General features: G+C 73.3%; 12 protein-coding genes. 5 read left to right on the forward strand and 7 right to left on the reverse strand.

All coding sequences use genetic code 11. The annotated features are described in order from the left end of the window. Position 1 precedes the first annotated feature (1 nt). Together tal and tkt are read right to left on the reverse strand one after the other, a co-directional pair. Positions 2-1,123 (reverse strand): transaldolase, encoded by a 1,122-nt coding sequence (gene tal, locus ACL02R_RS12890; protein ID WP_412797009.1) that lies wholly within the window; start codon positions 1,121-1,123, stop codon positions 2-4. A 34-nt stretch (positions 1,124-1,157) separates the two neighbouring features. Then, on the reverse strand, positions 1,158-3,236 hold the full coding sequence (gene tkt / locus ACL02R_RS12895) for a transketolase (RefSeq protein ID WP_412797010.1): 2,079 nt from the start codon (positions 3,234-3,236) through the stop codon (positions 1,158-1,160). Between the two features lie 378 nt (positions 3,237-3,614). Between tkt and ACL02R_RS12900 the strand changes: the two genes are divergently transcribed. The 3 genes from ACL02R_RS12900 to ACL02R_RS12910 are packed head-to-tail and all read left to right on the forward strand — an operon-like array spanning position 3,615 to position 6,076. Beyond that, positions 3,615-4,556 carry a heme o synthase gene (locus ACL02R_RS12900; protein ID WP_412797011.1) on the forward strand — a complete coding sequence of 314 codons (942 nt, stop codon included), beginning with the start codon at positions 3,615-3,617 and terminating at the stop codon, positions 4,554-4,556. Positions 4,557-4,596: 40 nt separating this feature from the next. Beyond that, on the forward strand, positions 4,597-5,019 hold the full coding sequence (locus tag ACL02R_RS12905; protein WP_412797012.1) for a hypothetical protein: 423 nt from the start codon (positions 4,597-4,599) through the stop codon (positions 5,017-5,019). A 52-nt stretch (positions 5,020-5,071) separates the two neighbouring features. After that, the gene (locus ACL02R_RS12910; RefSeq protein ID WP_412797013.1) at positions 5,072-6,076 is read left to right on the forward strand and encodes an amidohydrolase; all 1,005 of its coding nucleotides are present in this window, start codon (positions 5,072-5,074) and stop codon (positions 6,074-6,076) included. Between the two features lie 177 nt (positions 6,077-6,253). On the opposite strand, the gene ACL02R_RS12915 is transcribed toward ACL02R_RS12910, so the two are convergent. The 5 genes from ACL02R_RS12915 to ACL02R_RS12935 form a co-directional block, all read right to left on the reverse strand. Next, positions 6,254-7,993, reverse strand: coding sequence for a hypothetical protein (locus tag ACL02R_RS12915; protein ID WP_412797014.1), 1,740 nt, complete (start codon positions 7,991-7,993; stop codon positions 6,254-6,256). Positions 7,994-8,146: 153 nt separating this feature from the next. Next, positions 8,147-9,721 (reverse strand): alpha/beta fold hydrolase, encoded by a 1,575-nt coding sequence (locus ACL02R_RS12920; RefSeq protein ID WP_412797015.1) that lies wholly within the window; start codon positions 9,719-9,721, stop codon positions 8,147-8,149. Positions 9,722-9,852: 131 nt separating this feature from the next. Continuing rightward, entirely contained in the window at positions 9,853-10,842 is a 990-nt protein-coding gene (locus ACL02R_RS12925) for a COX15/CtaA family protein (RefSeq protein ID WP_412797141.1), read from the reverse strand. A 94-nt stretch (positions 10,843-10,936) separates the two neighbouring features. Further along, positions 10,937-11,707, reverse strand: coding sequence for an ABC transporter permease (locus tag ACL02R_RS12930; RefSeq protein WP_412797016.1), 771 nt, complete (start codon positions 11,705-11,707; stop codon positions 10,937-10,939). Further along, positions 11,704-12,642: an ABC transporter ATP-binding protein gene (locus ACL02R_RS12935; RefSeq protein WP_412797017.1), complete on the reverse strand. Its 939-nt coding sequence runs from the start codon at positions 12,640-12,642 to the stop codon at positions 11,704-11,706. Before ACL02R_RS12935 ends, ACL02R_RS12930 begins: the two co-directional genes overlap by 4 nt. A gap of 149 nt (positions 12,643-12,791) precedes the next feature. Between ACL02R_RS12935 and ACL02R_RS12940 the strand changes: the two genes are divergently transcribed. Both ACL02R_RS12940 and sufB read left to right on the forward strand, forming a co-directional pair. Next, positions 12,792-13,649: a helix-turn-helix transcriptional regulator gene (locus ACL02R_RS12940; RefSeq protein ID WP_412797018.1), complete on the forward strand. Its 858-nt coding sequence runs from the start codon at positions 12,792-12,794 to the stop codon at positions 13,647-13,649. Then, on the forward strand, positions 13,646-15,067 hold the full coding sequence (gene sufB / locus ACL02R_RS12945) for a Fe-S cluster assembly protein SufB (RefSeq protein WP_412797019.1): 1,422 nt from the start codon (positions 13,646-13,648) through the stop codon (positions 15,065-15,067). The genes ACL02R_RS12940 and sufB overlap by 4 nt, the downstream gene beginning before the upstream one ends. The last annotated feature ends 113 nt before the right edge of the window (positions 15,068-15,180 follow it).

Here is a 15,180-nt window from a genome sequence, read left to right on the forward strand (position 1 = left end):
GTCAGCCCTTCCCGGACCCGGCGAGGCGCTCCAGCTCGGCCTTGGTGGAGTCCAGCAGGCCGTTCCACGCGGTCTCGAACTTGTCCACGCCCTCGTCCTCCAGGACCTGCACGACGTCGTCGTACGAGACGCCGACCCCGGCCAGGGCGTCGAGGTCCGCGCGCGCCTGCGCGTAGGTGCCGCGGACCGTGTCGCCGGTGATCTCGCCGTGGTCCTCGGTGGCGCGCAGCGTGGGCTCCGGCATGGTGTTGACCGTGCCGGGCGCGACGAGGTCGGCCACGTACAGCGTGTCCTTGTACGCCGGGTCCTTCACGCCCGTCGAGGCCCACAGGGGCCGCTGGACGTTGGCCCCCGCGCGGGACAGCGCCTGCCAGCGGTCGGCGGCGACGACCTCCTCGTACGCCTGGTACGCCAGCCGCGCGTTCGCGACCGCGGCCTTGCCCTTCAGCTCCAGGGCCTCGGGGGTGCCGATGTCCGCGAGCCGCTTGTCGATCTCGGTGTCCACGCGGGACACGAAGAACGACGCGACCGAGTAGATCTCCTTCAGGTCGAGCCCGCGGGACTTCGCCTGTTCAAGACCGGCCTGGTACGCGTCCATCACCTCGCGGTAGCGGTCCAGCGAGAAGATCAGCGTGACGTTGACGCTGATGCCGCGGCCGATCGTCTCCGTGATGGCGGGCAGGCCCGCGCGGGTCGCCGGGATCTTGATGAACGTGTTGGGCCGGTCCACCAGCCAGGCCAGCTGCTTGGCCTCGGCGACGGTCGCGTGCGTGTCGTGCGCCAGCCGCGGGTCCACCTCGATGGAGACCCGGCCGTCGAGACCGCCGGTCGCCTCGTACACCGGGCGCAGCACGTCGGCGGCGTCCCGTACGTCGGCGGTGGTGATCATCCGCACGGCCTCCTCGACCGTCACCCGGCGGGCGGCGAGGTCGGCGAGCTGCTCCTCGTAGCCCGCGCCCTCGGAGATCGCCTTCTGGAAGATGGACGGGTTGGTGGTCACCCCCACCACGTGCTGCTGGTCGAGGAGTTCGCCGAGGTTGCCCGAGGAGATCCGGCCGCGTGACAGGTCGTCGAGCCAGATCGCCACACCCTCGTCGGAGAGGCGCTTGAGTGCGTCGGTCATGAGAATCGCATCTCCTGCTTGTCGTGTATCTGTGTCAGCGCTCGGCGGCAGCGAGGGATTCCCGTGCGGCCTGCGCGACCGCTTCGGGGGTGATGCCGAACTCGCGGTACAGCGTCTTGTAGTCGGCCGAGGCGCCGAAGTGTTCGAGCGACACCACGCGCCCCGCCCCGCCCACGTAACGGTGCCAGGTCAGCCCGATGCCCGCCTCGACCGCCACGCGGGCACCCACGGACGGGGGCAGCACGCTGTCCCGGTACGCCTCGTCCTGCTCCTCGAACCACTCGGCGCACGGCATCGACACGACGCGCGTGGGCACGCCCTCGGCCTGGAGCGCCTCGCGCGCGGCGACGGCGAGGTGCAGCTCGGAGCCGGTGCCGATCAGGATGACGCGGGGCGTGCCGCCCTCGGCCTCGGTGTGGACGTAACCGCCCTTGGCCGTCGCGTCGTTCGGCGCGTATGTCGGGACGTTCTGCCGGGTCAGGGCCAGGCCGTGCGGCGCCGGGGCGCTCGCGTGCCGCTTCAGGATCTCGCGCCAGGCGAGGGCCGTCTCGTTGGCGTCCGCCGGGCGGACGACGTTCAGCCCCGGGATGGCGCGCAGCGCGGCCAGGTGCTCGACGGGCTGGTGGGTCGGGCCGTCCTCGCCCAGGCCGATCGAGTCGTGCGTCCAGACGTACGTCACCGGCAGCTTCATCAGCGCGGCGAGGCGGACGGCCGGGCGCATGTAGTCGGAGAACACGAGGAACGTGCCGCCGTAGATCCGCGTGTTGCCGTGGAGGGCGATGCCGTTCATGGCCGAGCCCATGGCGTGCTCGCGGATGCCGAAGTGGACGGTGCGGCCGTACGGGTCCGCCTCGGGCAGCGGGTTGCCCGCCGGGAGGAACGAGGAGGACGCGTCGATCGTCGTGTTGTTGGAGCCCGCGAGGTCGGCCGAGCCGCCCCACAGCTCGGGCAGCACGTCGCCGAGCTTCTTCAGGACCTCGCCGGACGCCTTGCGGGTCGCGACGTCGGTGCCCGCGTCGAAGACCGGCAGGGCCTTCTCCCAGCCCTCGGGCAGCTCGCCGGCCCGCACGCGGTCGAACTCGGCGGCACGGTCGGGGTTCGCCTTGCGCCAGGCGGCGAACCGCTCGTCCCAGGCGGCGTGCTCCTCGCGGCCGCGGTCCACGGCCTTGCGGGCGTGCGCGAGGACGGCGTCCTCGACGGCGAAGTCCGCCTCCGGGTCGAAGCCGAGGACGCGCTTGGTGGCGGCCACCTCGTCGGCGCCCAGGGCCGAGCCGTGCGCCGCCTCGGTGTTCTGCGCGCCGGGCGCGGGCCAGGCGATGATCGACCGGGCGGCGATGATCGAGGGACGGCCGGTCTCCGCGCGGGCGGCGGTGAACGCCTCGTACAGCGCGGCCGGGTCCAGGTCGCCGCTGTCCTGCGGCGCGACGCGCTGGACATGCCAGCCGTACGCCTCGAAGCGGGCGAGCACGTCCTCGGAGAACGCGGTGGCGGTGTCGCCCTCGATGGAGATGTGGTTGTCGTCGTAGAGCAGGACGAGGTTGCCCAGCTTCTGGTGCCCGGCCAGGGAGGCGGCCTCGGCGGCGACGCCCTCCTGGAGGCAGCCGTCGCCCGCGACGACCCAGACGGTGTGGTCGAAGGGGGAGGTGCCCGGCTCCGCGTCCGGGTCGAACAGGCCGCGCTCGTAGCGGGCGGCCATGGCCATGCCGACGGCGTTGCCGACACCCTGGCCGAGGGGCCCCGTGGTGGTCTCGACGCCCACGGTGTGCCCGTGCTCGGGGTGCCCCGGCGTCCTGCTGCCCCAGGTGCGGAAGGACTTGAGGTCGTCCAGCGTCAGGCCGTATCCGGCCAGGTAGAGCTGGATGTAGAGCGTGAGGCTGGTGTGCCCCACGGACAGGACGAAACGGTCGCGGCCCGTCCAGTCGGGGTCGGACGGGTCGTGGCGCATGAGCTTCTGGAACACCAGGTAGGCCGCCGGTGCCAGGCTCATCGCCGTGCCGGGGTGACCGTTACCGACCTTCTGGACGGCATCCGCGGCCAGGACACGGGCGGTGTCCACGGCTCGCCGGTCCAGGTCGGTCCATTCGAGATCTGAGGTGGTCGCCTTGCTGCTCACCCTGCGTCAGGGCTCCTCTCCGCGTCAGTCAGGCCGGTGACGGGACCGTGGCCGCCTGGCGGCGGAGTGACGGCTCACCGGGCCGGTCCGAGCCTACCTCCGGCCCCTCCGCCGTCCGGCGGCGAGAGGGCACTCGGCGACCCTTCCAGGGTGCCCCGGATCATCCCGCCGGGCACGCCGGGCGGGCCGCCGCCGGGACCGGCCGCCGCCGGGCCGGATGGGGGGCCCGGCGACAAGCCGCGTAATCCGGGCGTCTAGAGTGACGGGGTGTACGCGAAGTCCCACCCGACGGTCCACCCGACCGGTTTCGCGTCCGGGCAGCCGCCCGCAGCGCACCATTCCGCTGAATCCGCTGATGTCGCACAACCAGGGGTGTCCGTGACGGCCGTCGATTCCCGTCCCGTGGCAGAGCACCGACAGGTCGCCGGCCGCGTGACCGCGGGAGCCCGGGTCAAGGCGTTCGTCTCGCTGACGAAGCCTCGCATTATCGAGCTGCTCCTGACCACGACCGTGCCCGTGATGTTCCTGGCCGAGGGCGGCGTCCCCGACCTGTGGCTGGTGCTCGCCACCTGCGTCGGCGGCTACCTGTCGGCGGGCGGCGCGAACGCGCTCAACATGTACATCGACCGCGACATCGACGCGCTGATGGACCGCACGCGCAACCGCCCGCTCGTCACCGGTGTGCTGCGTCCCGCCGAGGCGCTGGTCTTCGGGCTCGCGCTCGCCGTCGTCTCGACGCTGTGGTTCGGGCTGCTGGTCAACTGGGTCTCGGCCTGGCTGGCGCTGGGCGCGCTCCTCTTCTACGTCGTCGGCTACACGATGATCCTCAAGCGCCGCACGGCGCAGAACATCGTGTGGGGCGGCATCGCGGGCTGCCTGCCGGTCTTCATCGGCTGGTCGTCGGTCACCGGAACGGTCTCCTGGGGCGCGGTCGTCCTCTTCCTGGTGATGTTCTTCTGGACGCCGCCGCACTACTGGCCGCTGTCCATGAAGGTGAAGGACGACTACGAGCGGGTCGGCGTCCCGATGCTGCCGGTCATCGCCGCGAACACCGTGGTCGCCCGCCAGATCGTCGTCTACAGCTGGGTCATGGTCGCCGTTTCGCTGCTGCTGTGGCCGCTGGGCTACGCGGGCTGGTTCTACACGGTCGTCGCGGCCGTGGCGGGCGGCTGGTGGCTGTGGGAGGCGCACGCGCTCCAGGCCCGCGCCCGCGCGGGGGCGAAGGGCGCGAAACTGAAGGAGATGCGGCTGTTCCACTGGTCCATCACCTACGTCTCGATCGTCTTCCTGGCCGTCGCCCTCGACCCGTTCGTCAGCTGACCCCGCGCCGCGCGGGCTACCGGGCAGTAGCATGAGCCGTATGGCTGACACCGGTGAGAACACCCCGCCCCCGGACCCCGTGACCCCCGCCGCGGCTTCCGACGATGTTTCCGCCGGCACGCCCGCCGCCGACGGGGAGGACGGCGTCCTCGGCCGCCGGGTCGCGCGGCTCGCGAAGCGCGTGCGGTCGTTCGCCGCCGCACACGGCGGCGCGGCCGGCACCGAGGGGCAGATCGCGTACCTGGGCGCCCGCGGCCACCGCCTCGTGCTCGTCGGCGCGGACGGCGCCTGGGGCGACGTGGTGGCGCCCGACCGGGGCGAACTCACCGCCGCCGCGGCGGCCGCCGGGGTGACGCTGCGCGAGAAGCTGGACGGCGAGACGGCCGCGCGGCTGCGCACCGGCCCGTACGAGTGGTCCCGCATGGCGGGCATCCAGATCGGCGGCGGGCGGCACACCGCCTGATCCCCGGCACCCGGGAGGGGTCCGTTCCGTTGTCCCGTACGTCATGACAGACATGAGCGCCGCACCCCTCGTGGACCAGTACGGCCACGGCGTCCTCCACGGCGAGGCGGCGCCCGGCGTCTTCGAACGGCGCCTCGCGGAGGCGGGCGGCGCGACCTGGCGGGCCGTGCTCCGCTGGTGCCCGCCGCTGCTCGGGCTCGACGCGGACGTCCCCGCCACCCGCTACCTGGCGCGGCGGCGCGAGCTGGGCGCGTACACCGCCACCCGCCTGCTGCTGCGCGGCAGCGGCATCCGCGTCTTCCTGCTGGCCGACGCCGCGGAGGCGGGGGAGACGGACGACGGCGAACTGACCGGCCCCGCCGCGACGGCCTCGGCCGCCGGCGGCACCACGCGCCCGCTGGCCGGGCTGACCGCGCTCGCCGCACGGGCGGCCGGCACCGCCGGGACAGCCCGCGCCTTCCTCGACCACGCGGCGGAGTCCCTCGTCACGGCGGCCCGCGACACCGCCGCGTTCGTGTGCGCCGCAGACGGCCTCGGCGGGGAAGGGCTGCCCGAGCCCACCGCCGTACGGCACGCGGCGGACCGCTGGCTCGCCGACCCGCGCGGGCCACGGCGCCCGGGTCCTGTCGTCACCCTCCACCTGCTGTGGGGCGCGCTGGCCACCGGGCGCCCCGTCCAGCTGCACTGCGGCGACCCGATGCCCCTCGTACCGCTGCTGCACGCGACGGCGGGCGCGGGGACGCTCGTTCTCCTGCCGTCCCGCGACCACCACCGGGCGGCGGCGCGGCTGGCCTCCGCCTTCCCGCACGTGTACGCCGACGCCGGTCCCGAACCCGCGGCGGCGCTCGCGGAGGCGCCGCCGGGCAAGCTGCTCTTCTCCACCAGGGCGGGGACGCTGCCGGAGCTGCACGTCGCCCGCGCCGGGCTGTTCCGGCAGGCGCTGGGCGCGGCCCTGCGCGCGCGTCCGCACGCCGAGGCCGCCAGGACCGCCCGCCAGATCGGCGGCGGCACCGCGCGCCAGGTCTACCGCCTGGGGGAAGCGGTCCAGGTGTACTGACCTGTGATCAAAGGGAGCGGCGCCGGATCGTCCCTGTACCGGGCTGTCCGGGGCGAGCCGGCAACGCGGCGAGCACGCGCGCCCCGGGACACCGCCCAGCCGTCAGGCCGGGGGAGCGTCGCGAGCGGGGCGACCCCTTTGAAGACGAGCCCCGAGGGCGGTGCCCGGACCCGGCTGTCAGAGGAACGGGACCCAGGGCTCGTCCGGCAGGTGCGCGAAGCGGCCGAAGCGGCCGGGGTCCAGATCGCCGTAGGTCTTCACCAGGCCGCGGATCGTCTCGGCGTCCACGTTGTGCAGGTCGCCCCCCGACGCCGCCTCCGCGTAGGAGAGGTAGGCGTACGCGGCGTCGGCGTGGGCGCGGCCCGCCGGACTGTCGTGCGTGACGCCCTCGGGCAGGGTCGTCGCGCGTTCCACGAACCGCTGCACGTTCGGCTCCACGCCGTCCGTCCAGGTGTCGAACGGGTAGACGTCGCCCAGGAGGCTGCCGGTGAAGCCGGGGTCGCCCATCATCTCCGCCGCACGTTCCGGGTCCCGGGAGGTCACGGCCAGGAGCTTCCTGGCGTCCGTGTCCAGGGGGTTCCCGGCGGCGTCGGTCCTGCCGCGCCCGTGGGCGAGGGTGTCGATCACCGACTCGGTCAGGTCGTGGCCGAACTCCCGGCCGAGGGGGACGGTCGAGTGGCTCAGCACGCTGCCGAAGCCGCTCAGCGCGGCGATGTCCTCGTCGTCGGCGTGGCCGCCCTCCGGCAGGCGGCGGGTGAGGCCGGTCAGCGGGGGAGGGGGGATCGCGTCCCACTCCTCGCGCTGGCTCACGCCGCCCAGTTCCGGGTCCAGCAGGACGGTGACGCCGTCGCCCGCGACACGCATGAGGTGGTCGCCCAGCTCCCGGAGGCGGTCGGTGCCCGCCGTCCAGTGACGCCCGCCCAGCGCGCCCAGGCTGCTCTCGTCGAACACCCGGTAGAAGTCGTCGAGGTAGGCCCGTTCGTCCGCGGTGAGGCGGCGGGACGCCTCGCCGGGGGAGGCCGGGCCGTAGTCGTCGAAGAGGCCGTGGAGAATGCCCTCGACGCCGGCCAGGGCCTGGAGCATCTCCTCCGCCGCCGTCCCGTGGTCGCTCTCCAGCAGGTCGTTCAGTCGGCCGGCCGCCCACCTCGCCATGCCGGGGTTGATCCACAGGCTCTTCAGCGGCCCCTCGGACAGGTCGTACTCGTGCTTCGTGAGCTCGCCCGCCAGCTCGGTCATCTGCCGGTGGTACGTCTCGATGACGGCGGTCAGCTCCTCGTTCGCCGTCCTCGCGTCGTCGGCCGCGTCCTGGAGGTGGCGCGCGCGGATCTCCACGGCCCAGTCGTCGAGGGAGACGTGGTACATCCCGTCGGACCCGATGGCCGGGCTGATCGTGCGCGTCCCGTGCCCGGGGAGGGTGACGGGGACGGCGCGTGGGGGGAGGCCGTCCGCGCTCGGCGGCAGCGCCGCCATGACGCGGTTCACGGCCTCCACCCAGCCGTTGTACTCGTTGACGGAGCCGCTGAGATGGTGGGTGTAGCCGACGTCGAGGCCGCCGTCGCCGAGGATCAGGCGGACCGTCTCGTTCTCGGCGTCGATCGCGAGGTTCATCGCGCGGATCAGGAGGCTCGGGACGTCCTTCAGCTCGGCGGGGCGCAACTGGCGGTCCGTCTCCTTGACGCGGCCCTCGGCGTCGACGAGGGACGAACCGTCCAGCTCGCCCGCCTCCGCGGCGATCGCGGTGGCCCGTCCGGCGATGTCCGCCGCGTCGGTGCCCTCGGCGGCGGCGCGGGCGTAGACGGCCGCCTTCTCCGCCATGTCCTCCGAGTCCACCTCGTCGCAGAACGTCTTCTGCGCCACCCACGGCCAGCAGCCGGCCTTCTCCTGCACATGGTCCCTGGTGAAGTGGAGATCGGGCATACCGGGCGCGCCTCTTTGCCTGGGGGAATCATGGGGTCGGACCAACCAGACCCTCACGCAGGCGGCTTGACGCCCGGTCACATCATCGCGTCGCTCCGGTGAACGGAAGCCGTCCAGCGCCCCCAGCGGTGTCGCGGGGGCGCCGGCCGGGCGTCAGCAGCGCGTCCCGTCGTCCGGGACGGCCCCCTCCAGCAGATGCGCGTCCACCGCCGAGACGACGCAGTCGTCCCCAGAGGTGTACGCGCTGTGGCCCTCGCCGTCGAAGCTGAGCAGCGGCGCCACCTCCGGGCCGCCGATGGCCTCCTGCATCCGCGCCGCCCCGGCGTACGGGGTGGCGGGGTCGCCCGTCGTGGCGACCAGCAGCAGCGGCGACGCGGCGTCCGGCGCGTCGTACCGGGGCCGTTCCGTCTCCGACGCGGGCACGGGCCAGCCGTCGCAGCCGGTCAGGCCCCACATCATGTCCGCGCCGAAGACCGGGGAGAGCGCGACGAGCTCGTCCTCGTGGGAGCGCGCCTCCTCGACGGACATGCCGGACGGGTCGTCGGCGCACTGGATCGCGGTGAAGGCGTCGTTCTGGTTGCTGTAACGGCCCTGCGCGTCACGGCCGTTGTAGAAGTCGGCGAGGAACAGGAGCGTGTCGCCGCTGCCCAGGGAGAGGGCCTCTTCGAGCGCCATCGTCAGGTACTCCCAGGACTCCTCGGAGTACAGCGTGGCGATGATGCCGGTCATCGCGAGGTCCGCCGTCAGCTCCCGGCCGTCCGGGTCCGAGGTCGGGAGGGGGCCGTCCTCCAGGCCGTCGAGGAACGCCGCCATCTCCTGCTGCCCGCCGGCCGGGTCGGTGCCGGTCGGGCAGGGCCCGTCCTCCTCGGCGGCGCAGTCCTCCAGGTAGTGCTCCAGCGCGAGCTGGAAGCCCTCCGTCTGGAGCCTGACCTGCTCCAGGACGTCGGGGGAGGGGTCCACGACCGCGTCGAGCACGGTGCGGCCGACCGAGCCGGGGAAGAGGTGCGCGTAGACGGCGCCGAGCTGCGTGCCGTAGGAGATGCCGAAGTAGTTGAGCCGCTCGTCGCCCAGGACATGGCGCAGGACGTCCATGTCGCGGGCGGCGTCGGTGGTGGAGACGTGCGGGAGGACGTCGCCCGAGTTCTCCTGGCACGCGGCGACGTACTCCGCGTCCCGCTCCTCGGCCTCGGCCAGCTCCGCCGCCGTGTCGGGGTCGCCGGAGTCCTCCTGCGCCCACGCGTCGACGGTCTCCCCGTCCAGGCAGACCACGCCCGCGCTCTCGCCGACGCCGCGCGGGTCGAAGCTCACCAGGTCGTAGCCGCCGTCGCGCAGTTCGCGGTACTCCTCCGCGAACTGCGGCAGCGTGTACACACCGGAGCCGCCCGGTCCGCCGAAGTTGAAGACGAGGGAGCCGAGCCGTTCGCCGGCCGGGGCGGTCGTCGCCGCCCGTATCAGGGCTATGCCTATCGTCCCGCCGTCCGGGTCTTCGTAGTCCAGCGGCACGGTGAGGGTCGCGCACTCCCAGTCCTCGCCGGGCGCCGTGCCGGTGCCCTGGAGCGGCGTCGGCGCCTCGCAGGTCTCCCAGGACAGCTCCTGCCGCCCGATGGTGTCGGGCAGCCCGTCGTAGCTGCCGGCCGGGCCCGCCGCCGAGCCGGACGGCCGGGAGTCCTGGGGCATGGCCAGGTCGTTCGTGCAGGCCGTGGCGGCGAGCAGGGCGACGGCGGCCACGGGGGCGAGAGCGGCCGGCGCGCGGCGTCGGCGGGTCCTGTGGCGGAACGGCGGAGGTGTCTTCGCGTATTTCATGGCACGCAGACCGTATCGCCACGCACCGACAGCGGACGCGCTGGGTGAGCCCCGGTTCAGGCGGTCGCGGGGACCCGGGGCTCGGCGGCCGTGCCGCCGCTCCCGTCCGCCGCTGCTTGCGGGGCGGGGCCGCCCCGGTCGCGGACCGACAGCAGCAGCCGCAGCGCCGCGATCCACACGAGCGTCGCGCCCAGTATGTGCAGGCCGACGAGGATCTCGGGCTCGTCCAGGAAGTACTGCGTGTAGCCGATCACGCCCTGTCCGAGCAGCACGGCCAGCAGGTCGCGGGCGCGTGCCCGGGTGACGCTCGACGCGTCCATCAGCCGCAGCCCGACGACCAGGGCCACCGTGCCGAGCACCACCACCCAGGCGAGGCCGGAGTGCACCCGGGTCACGGTGTCCCAGTCGAACGGCATCCGCTCGATGTCGCTGTCGTCGCCCGCGTGCTTGCCGCTGCCCGTCACCGCCGTGCCGGCGGTGACGAGGGCCGCGCTCGCGGCGGTCAGCGCCACGATCGCGCGCCGTACCGGCACCCCGACGAGCGGCCGGGGCGCCGCGTCGCCCTCGCGGGCTCTGATCCAGCTGACCGTGGTCACGGTGAGCAGCGCCATGGCGGCCAGGAAGTGCGCCGCGACGATGAACGGGTTCAGCTCGGTGAGGACCGTGACCCCGCCGAGTACGCCGTTGCTCATGATGACCCAGAACTGGGCCCAGCCGAGCCGGGTCAGCTCCCTGCGGCGCGGCTTCGCGGCGCGCGCGGCGACGATGAACCAGCCCGTGGCGGCGGAGACCACGTACGCCATCATCCGGTTGCCGAACTCGATGGCGCCGTGCAGGCCCATCTCGCGCGTCGCGACGAGGCTCTCGTCGCTGCACCGGGGCCAGGTGTCGCAGCCGAGGCCGGAGCCGGTCAGCCGGACCGCGCCGCCGGTCACGACGATGACCACGCTCATCACGAGCGCGGTGGTGGCCGCGCGCCGGACGGTCCTCGGGTGGGGGGTCCAGCGCCCGGCGATGTACGCGAGGGGGTTTCGCACCGCTTTCAGCACCCCGTCATCGTAGCCCCGAGCTTGTGCGCCGATTCACGAGCCCCCGGCCCCTCTCACTCCCAAAGGCCCCTCTCACTCCCAACGGCCCCTCTTACTCCCATCGAAAGAAGCGCGCCGCCGCGGCCGGCGCGAGGACGGCCCAGGCCGCGAGGACCCCTGTGTCCGCCCACGGCATGGCCGCCCCTTCCCGCAGCACGGACCGCAGGCCGTCCGCCAGCGCGCCCACCGGCAGCAGCTCCAGGACGGTCCGCACCCCGGCGGGGAAGTCGTCCAGCGGGATGATCACACCGCCGAAGAAGACCAGCAGGACGAAGACCAGGTTGGCCGCGGCCAGCGTCGCCTCCGCCCGCAGCGTCCCGGCCATCAGCAGCCCGAGCCCCGAGCAGGCGGCGGCCCCCAGCAGCATCAGGACGGCGACGGCGAGCGCGTTCCCGTGCGGTGACCACCCCAGGGCCAGGGCGACGACGCACAGCACCGCCGTCTGGAGCGCCAGCGTGACCAGTACCGCGCAGGTCTTCCCGCACATCAGCGCCCAGCGCGGCAGGGGAGAGGCGGCGAGCCGCTTCAGCACCCCGTAGCGCCGCTCGTACCCGGTCGCGATGGCCTGGCTGGTGAAGGCGGTGGACAGCACGGCGAGCGCCAGGATGCCGGGCGTCAGGAAGTCGACGCGGCCGTCGCCGCCGCCGTCCGGGAGGTCCACGATGTCCACCGCGCTGAACAGGACGAGCAGCAGCGTCGGGATCACCGCGGTGAGGAGCAGCTGCTCCCCGTTGCGCAGCAGCATCCGCGTCTCCAGCGCCGCCTGCGCCCTGATCATCCGGGACACCGGCGCCGCGCCGGGACGGGGTGCGTGACCGCTCATGACCGCAGCTCCTTGCCGGTCAGCTCCAGGAAGACGTCCTCCAGGGAGTGCCGCCGCGTGGTGATCCGGTCGGGCAGCACGCCGTGCTGCGCGCACCAGGCCGTGACGGTGGCGAGCATCCGCGGGCCGACCTCTCCGGCGACGCGGTAGCTCCCCGGGCTCGGCTCGGACACCTCGCTCCCGGCGGGCAGCGCGGCGCGCAGCGAGTCGAGGTCGAGGCCGGGCCGCCCGGCGAAGCGGAGGACGTCGGCCGCGCCGCCCCTGGCCAGTGCGTCGGGGCTGCCCTGGGCGACGACCCGGCCGCCGTCGATGATCGCGACATCGTCGGCCAGCTCCTCGGCCTCGTCCATGAAATGCGTGGTCAGCACGGTGGTGACGCCGTCCGTGCGCAGCGCGCGGATCAGGTCCCAGGTGGCGTGGCGTGCCTGCGGGTCGAGGCCCGCGGTCGGCTCGTCGAGGAAGACCAGCTCGGGGCGGCCGACCACGGCGAGCGCCAGCGCGAGCCGCTGCTTCTGGCCGCCGGACAGGCGGCGGTACGGGGTGCGGGCGGCGGGGCCGAGGCCGAGGCGCTCGGTCAGCTCGGCGGTGTCGAGGGGGTGCGCGTGCAGCCCGGCCATGTGGCGCAGGATCTCCCCGGCGCGCACGCCCGGGTACACGCCGCCCTCCTGGAGCATCACGCCCACGCGGGGCCGCAGCGTGTGCGCGTCGGCGACGGGGTCCAGGCCGAGGACGCGGACGCGGCCCGCGTCGGGGACGCGGTAGCCCTCGCAGCACTCGACGGTGGTGGTCTTGCCCGCGCCGTTCGGGCCGAGCACGGCCGTCACGGTCCCGGCGCCGACGGTCAGGTCCAGGCCGTCCACGGCGGTGGTGGCGCCGTACCGCTTGACCAGGCCGCTGACCACGACGGCCGGTGCGGCGGCTCCTGTGGACTGCATGGGGGCGAGTCTAGGTCGGGGCCCGTGCCCGCCGGGCCCGGGGGCTTCGCGGGCCGGTGGAGCTTAGGCATGCCTTACGTGACGCACTCCATCCGGGCTGGTCAGGACGCGGCTTGCCCGTCTCCCGGGAATTACGCAACAATGGCGTTGTGAAAAACCGGAACGAGCAGCGCGACGCGCCCGCGGCCCCCCGGGCCGCCGGTGAGGCGGGCCTCTCCCCGGTGACCGACGAGCAGTCCGGCACACGGCAGCGCGTGGTCCGTTCCATCCGCGACCACGGCCCCTCCACGGCGGCCGAGCTGGCCGACCGGCTCGGCCTGACCCAGGCCGCCGTCCGCCGCCACCTCGACGCGCTCGCCGCCGACGGACTGGTGGAGCCGGGCGAGAAGCGGGTGCGCGGCTCACGGGGCCGCGGCCGCCCGGCCAAGGCGTTCGCCCTCACCGACTGTGGCCGTGACGCGTTCGACCAGGCGTACGACGAGCTTGCCGTCGAGGCGCTCCGCTGGATCGAGCGGGCCGCCGGGGGCGGCGAGCCGGGCGCGGCCGCCGTGCTGGCGTTCGCGCGGGCGCGTGCGGCCGGGCAGGCCGAGCAGTACCGTGCCCTGCTGGAGGGCGTGGCGCCCGGGGAACGGGTCGCCGCGCTCGCCGAGGCGCTCTCCACCCAGGGGTTCGCCGCCGCCGCGCACGCGGTGAAGGCCCCGGCCGGTGAGCAGCTGTGCCAGCATCACTGTCCGGTGGCGCACGCCGCCGCCCGCTACCCGCAGCTGTGCGACGCGGAGACCGAGGTGTTCTCGGCCCTGCTCGGCAGCCATGTGCAGCGTCTGGCCACCATCGCCCACGGTGCCGACGTGTGCACGACGTTCGTGCCCAGGGCCGCGCCCGGCGGCACGGACGGCGGCACCGCTCCCCGGAGCACCGCAGCACAGCCCGCAGCACAGACAGTCGGCACCGCCGGCGCACAGAAGACCACCGCAACAGCACGTATCGCCGGGAGGAACCCCGCATGACGCTCCCCACGGAGACCGCCCACCCCGAGCTCGACGGCCTGGGCAAGTACGAATACGGCTGGGCCGACTCCGACACGGCCGGCGCCACCGCCAGGCGCGGCCTGTCCGAGGACGTCGTCCGGGACATCTCGGGGAAGAAGTCCGAGCCCGACTGGATGCTCAAGCTGCGGCTGAAGGGCCTGAAGCTCTTCGGCAAGAAGCCCATGCCGAACTGGGGCTCCGACCTCAGCGGCATCGACTTCGACAACATCAAGTACTTCGTCCGCTCCACGGAGAAGCAGGCCCAGAGCTGGGAGGACCTGCCCGAGGACATCAAGAACACCTACGACAAGCTGGGCATCCCCGAGGCGGAGAAGCAGCGGCTGGTCGCCGGTGTCGCGGCGCAGTACGAGTCGGAGGTCGTCTACCACCAGATCCGCGAGGACCTGGAGCGGCAGGGCGTCATCTTCCTCGACACCGACACGGCGCTGAAGGAGCACCCGGAGCTGTTCCAGGAGCACTTCGGCACGGTCATCCCGGCCGGTGACAACAAGTTCGCCGCGCTGAACACGGCCGTCTGGTCCGGCGGCTCCTTCATCTACGTGCCGCCGGGCGTGCACGTGGACATCCCGCTCCAGGCCTACTTCCGGATCAACACCGAGAACATGGGCCAGTTCGAGCGGACGCTGATCATCGTCGACGAGAACGCGTACGTCCACTACGTCGAGGGCTGCACCGCGCCGATCTACAACTCGGACTCCCTGCACTCCGCCGTGGTCGAGATCATCGTGAAGAAGGGCGGCCGCTGCCGCTACACGACGATCCAGAACTGGTCGAACAACGTCTACAACCTGGTGACCAAGCGCGCCGTCGCCTACGAGGGCGCCACCATGGAGTGGGTCGACGGCAACATCGGCTCCAAGGTCACCATGAAGTACCCGGCCGTCTACCTGATGGGCGAGCACGCCAAGGGCGAGACGCTGTCCATCGCGTTCGCCGGCGAGGGCCAGCACCAGGACGCCGGGGCCAAGATGGTCCACATGGCGCCGCGCACCTCCTCGAACATCGTCTCCAAGTCGGTCGCGCGCGGCGGCGGGCGCACCTCGTACCGCGGCCTGATCGAGATCAGCGAGGGCGCCGAGGGCTCGAAGTCCAACGTGCTGTGCGACGCACTGCTCGTCGACACGATCTCCCGCTCCGACACGTACCCGTACGTCGACGTCCGCGAGGACGACGTGACGATGGGACACGAGGCGACCGTCTCCAAGGTCAGCGACGACCAGCTCTTCTACCTGATGAGCCGCGGGCTGTCCGAGGACGAGGCGATGGCGATGATCGTGCGCGGCTTCGTCGAGCCCATCGCGAAGGAACTGCCCATGGAGTACGCCCTGGAGCTGAACCGGCTCATCGAGCTCCAGATGGAGGGCGCGGTCGGCTGACGCCGCCCCCGTACCCCCGTCCAGCCCCTTCCCGTACCCCCGTTTCCCGACAGGTTCCCCGGACGGGCCCCGCGGACAGGTTCCGCGGGGCCGATCACGGCCGATCAAGAGAG

It is taken from the genome of Streptomyces sp. MS19 (assembly GCF_047200595.1).
Lineage (GTDB): Bacteria > Actinomycetota > Actinomycetes > Streptomycetales > Streptomycetaceae > Streptomyces.

Coding starts and splice junctions, on each gene's coding strand:
- tal (WP_412797009.1), bottom strand. CDS start 1,123: ATGACCGACGCACTCAAGCGCCTCTCCGACGAGGGTGTGGCGATCTGG.
- ACL02R_RS12905 (WP_412797012.1), top strand. CDS start 4,597: ATGGCTGACACCGGTGAGAACACCCCGCCCCCGGACCCCGTGACCCCC.
- ACL02R_RS12910 (WP_412797013.1), top strand. CDS start 5,072: ATGAGCGCCGCACCCCTCGTGGACCAGTACGGCCACGGCGTCCTCCAC.
- ACL02R_RS12915 (WP_412797014.1), bottom strand. CDS start 7,993: ATGCCCGATCTCCACTTCACCAGGGACCATGTGCAGGAGAAGGCCGGC.
- ACL02R_RS12930 (WP_412797016.1), bottom strand. CDS start 11,707: ATGAGCGGTCACGCACCCCGTCCCGGCGCGGCGCCGGTGTCCCGGATG.
- ACL02R_RS12935 (WP_412797017.1), bottom strand. CDS start 12,642: ATGCAGTCCACAGGAGCCGCCGCACCGGCCGTCGTGGTCAGCGGCCTG.
- sufB (WP_412797019.1), top strand. CDS start 13,646: ATGACGCTCCCCACGGAGACCGCCCACCCCGAGCTCGACGGCCTGGGC.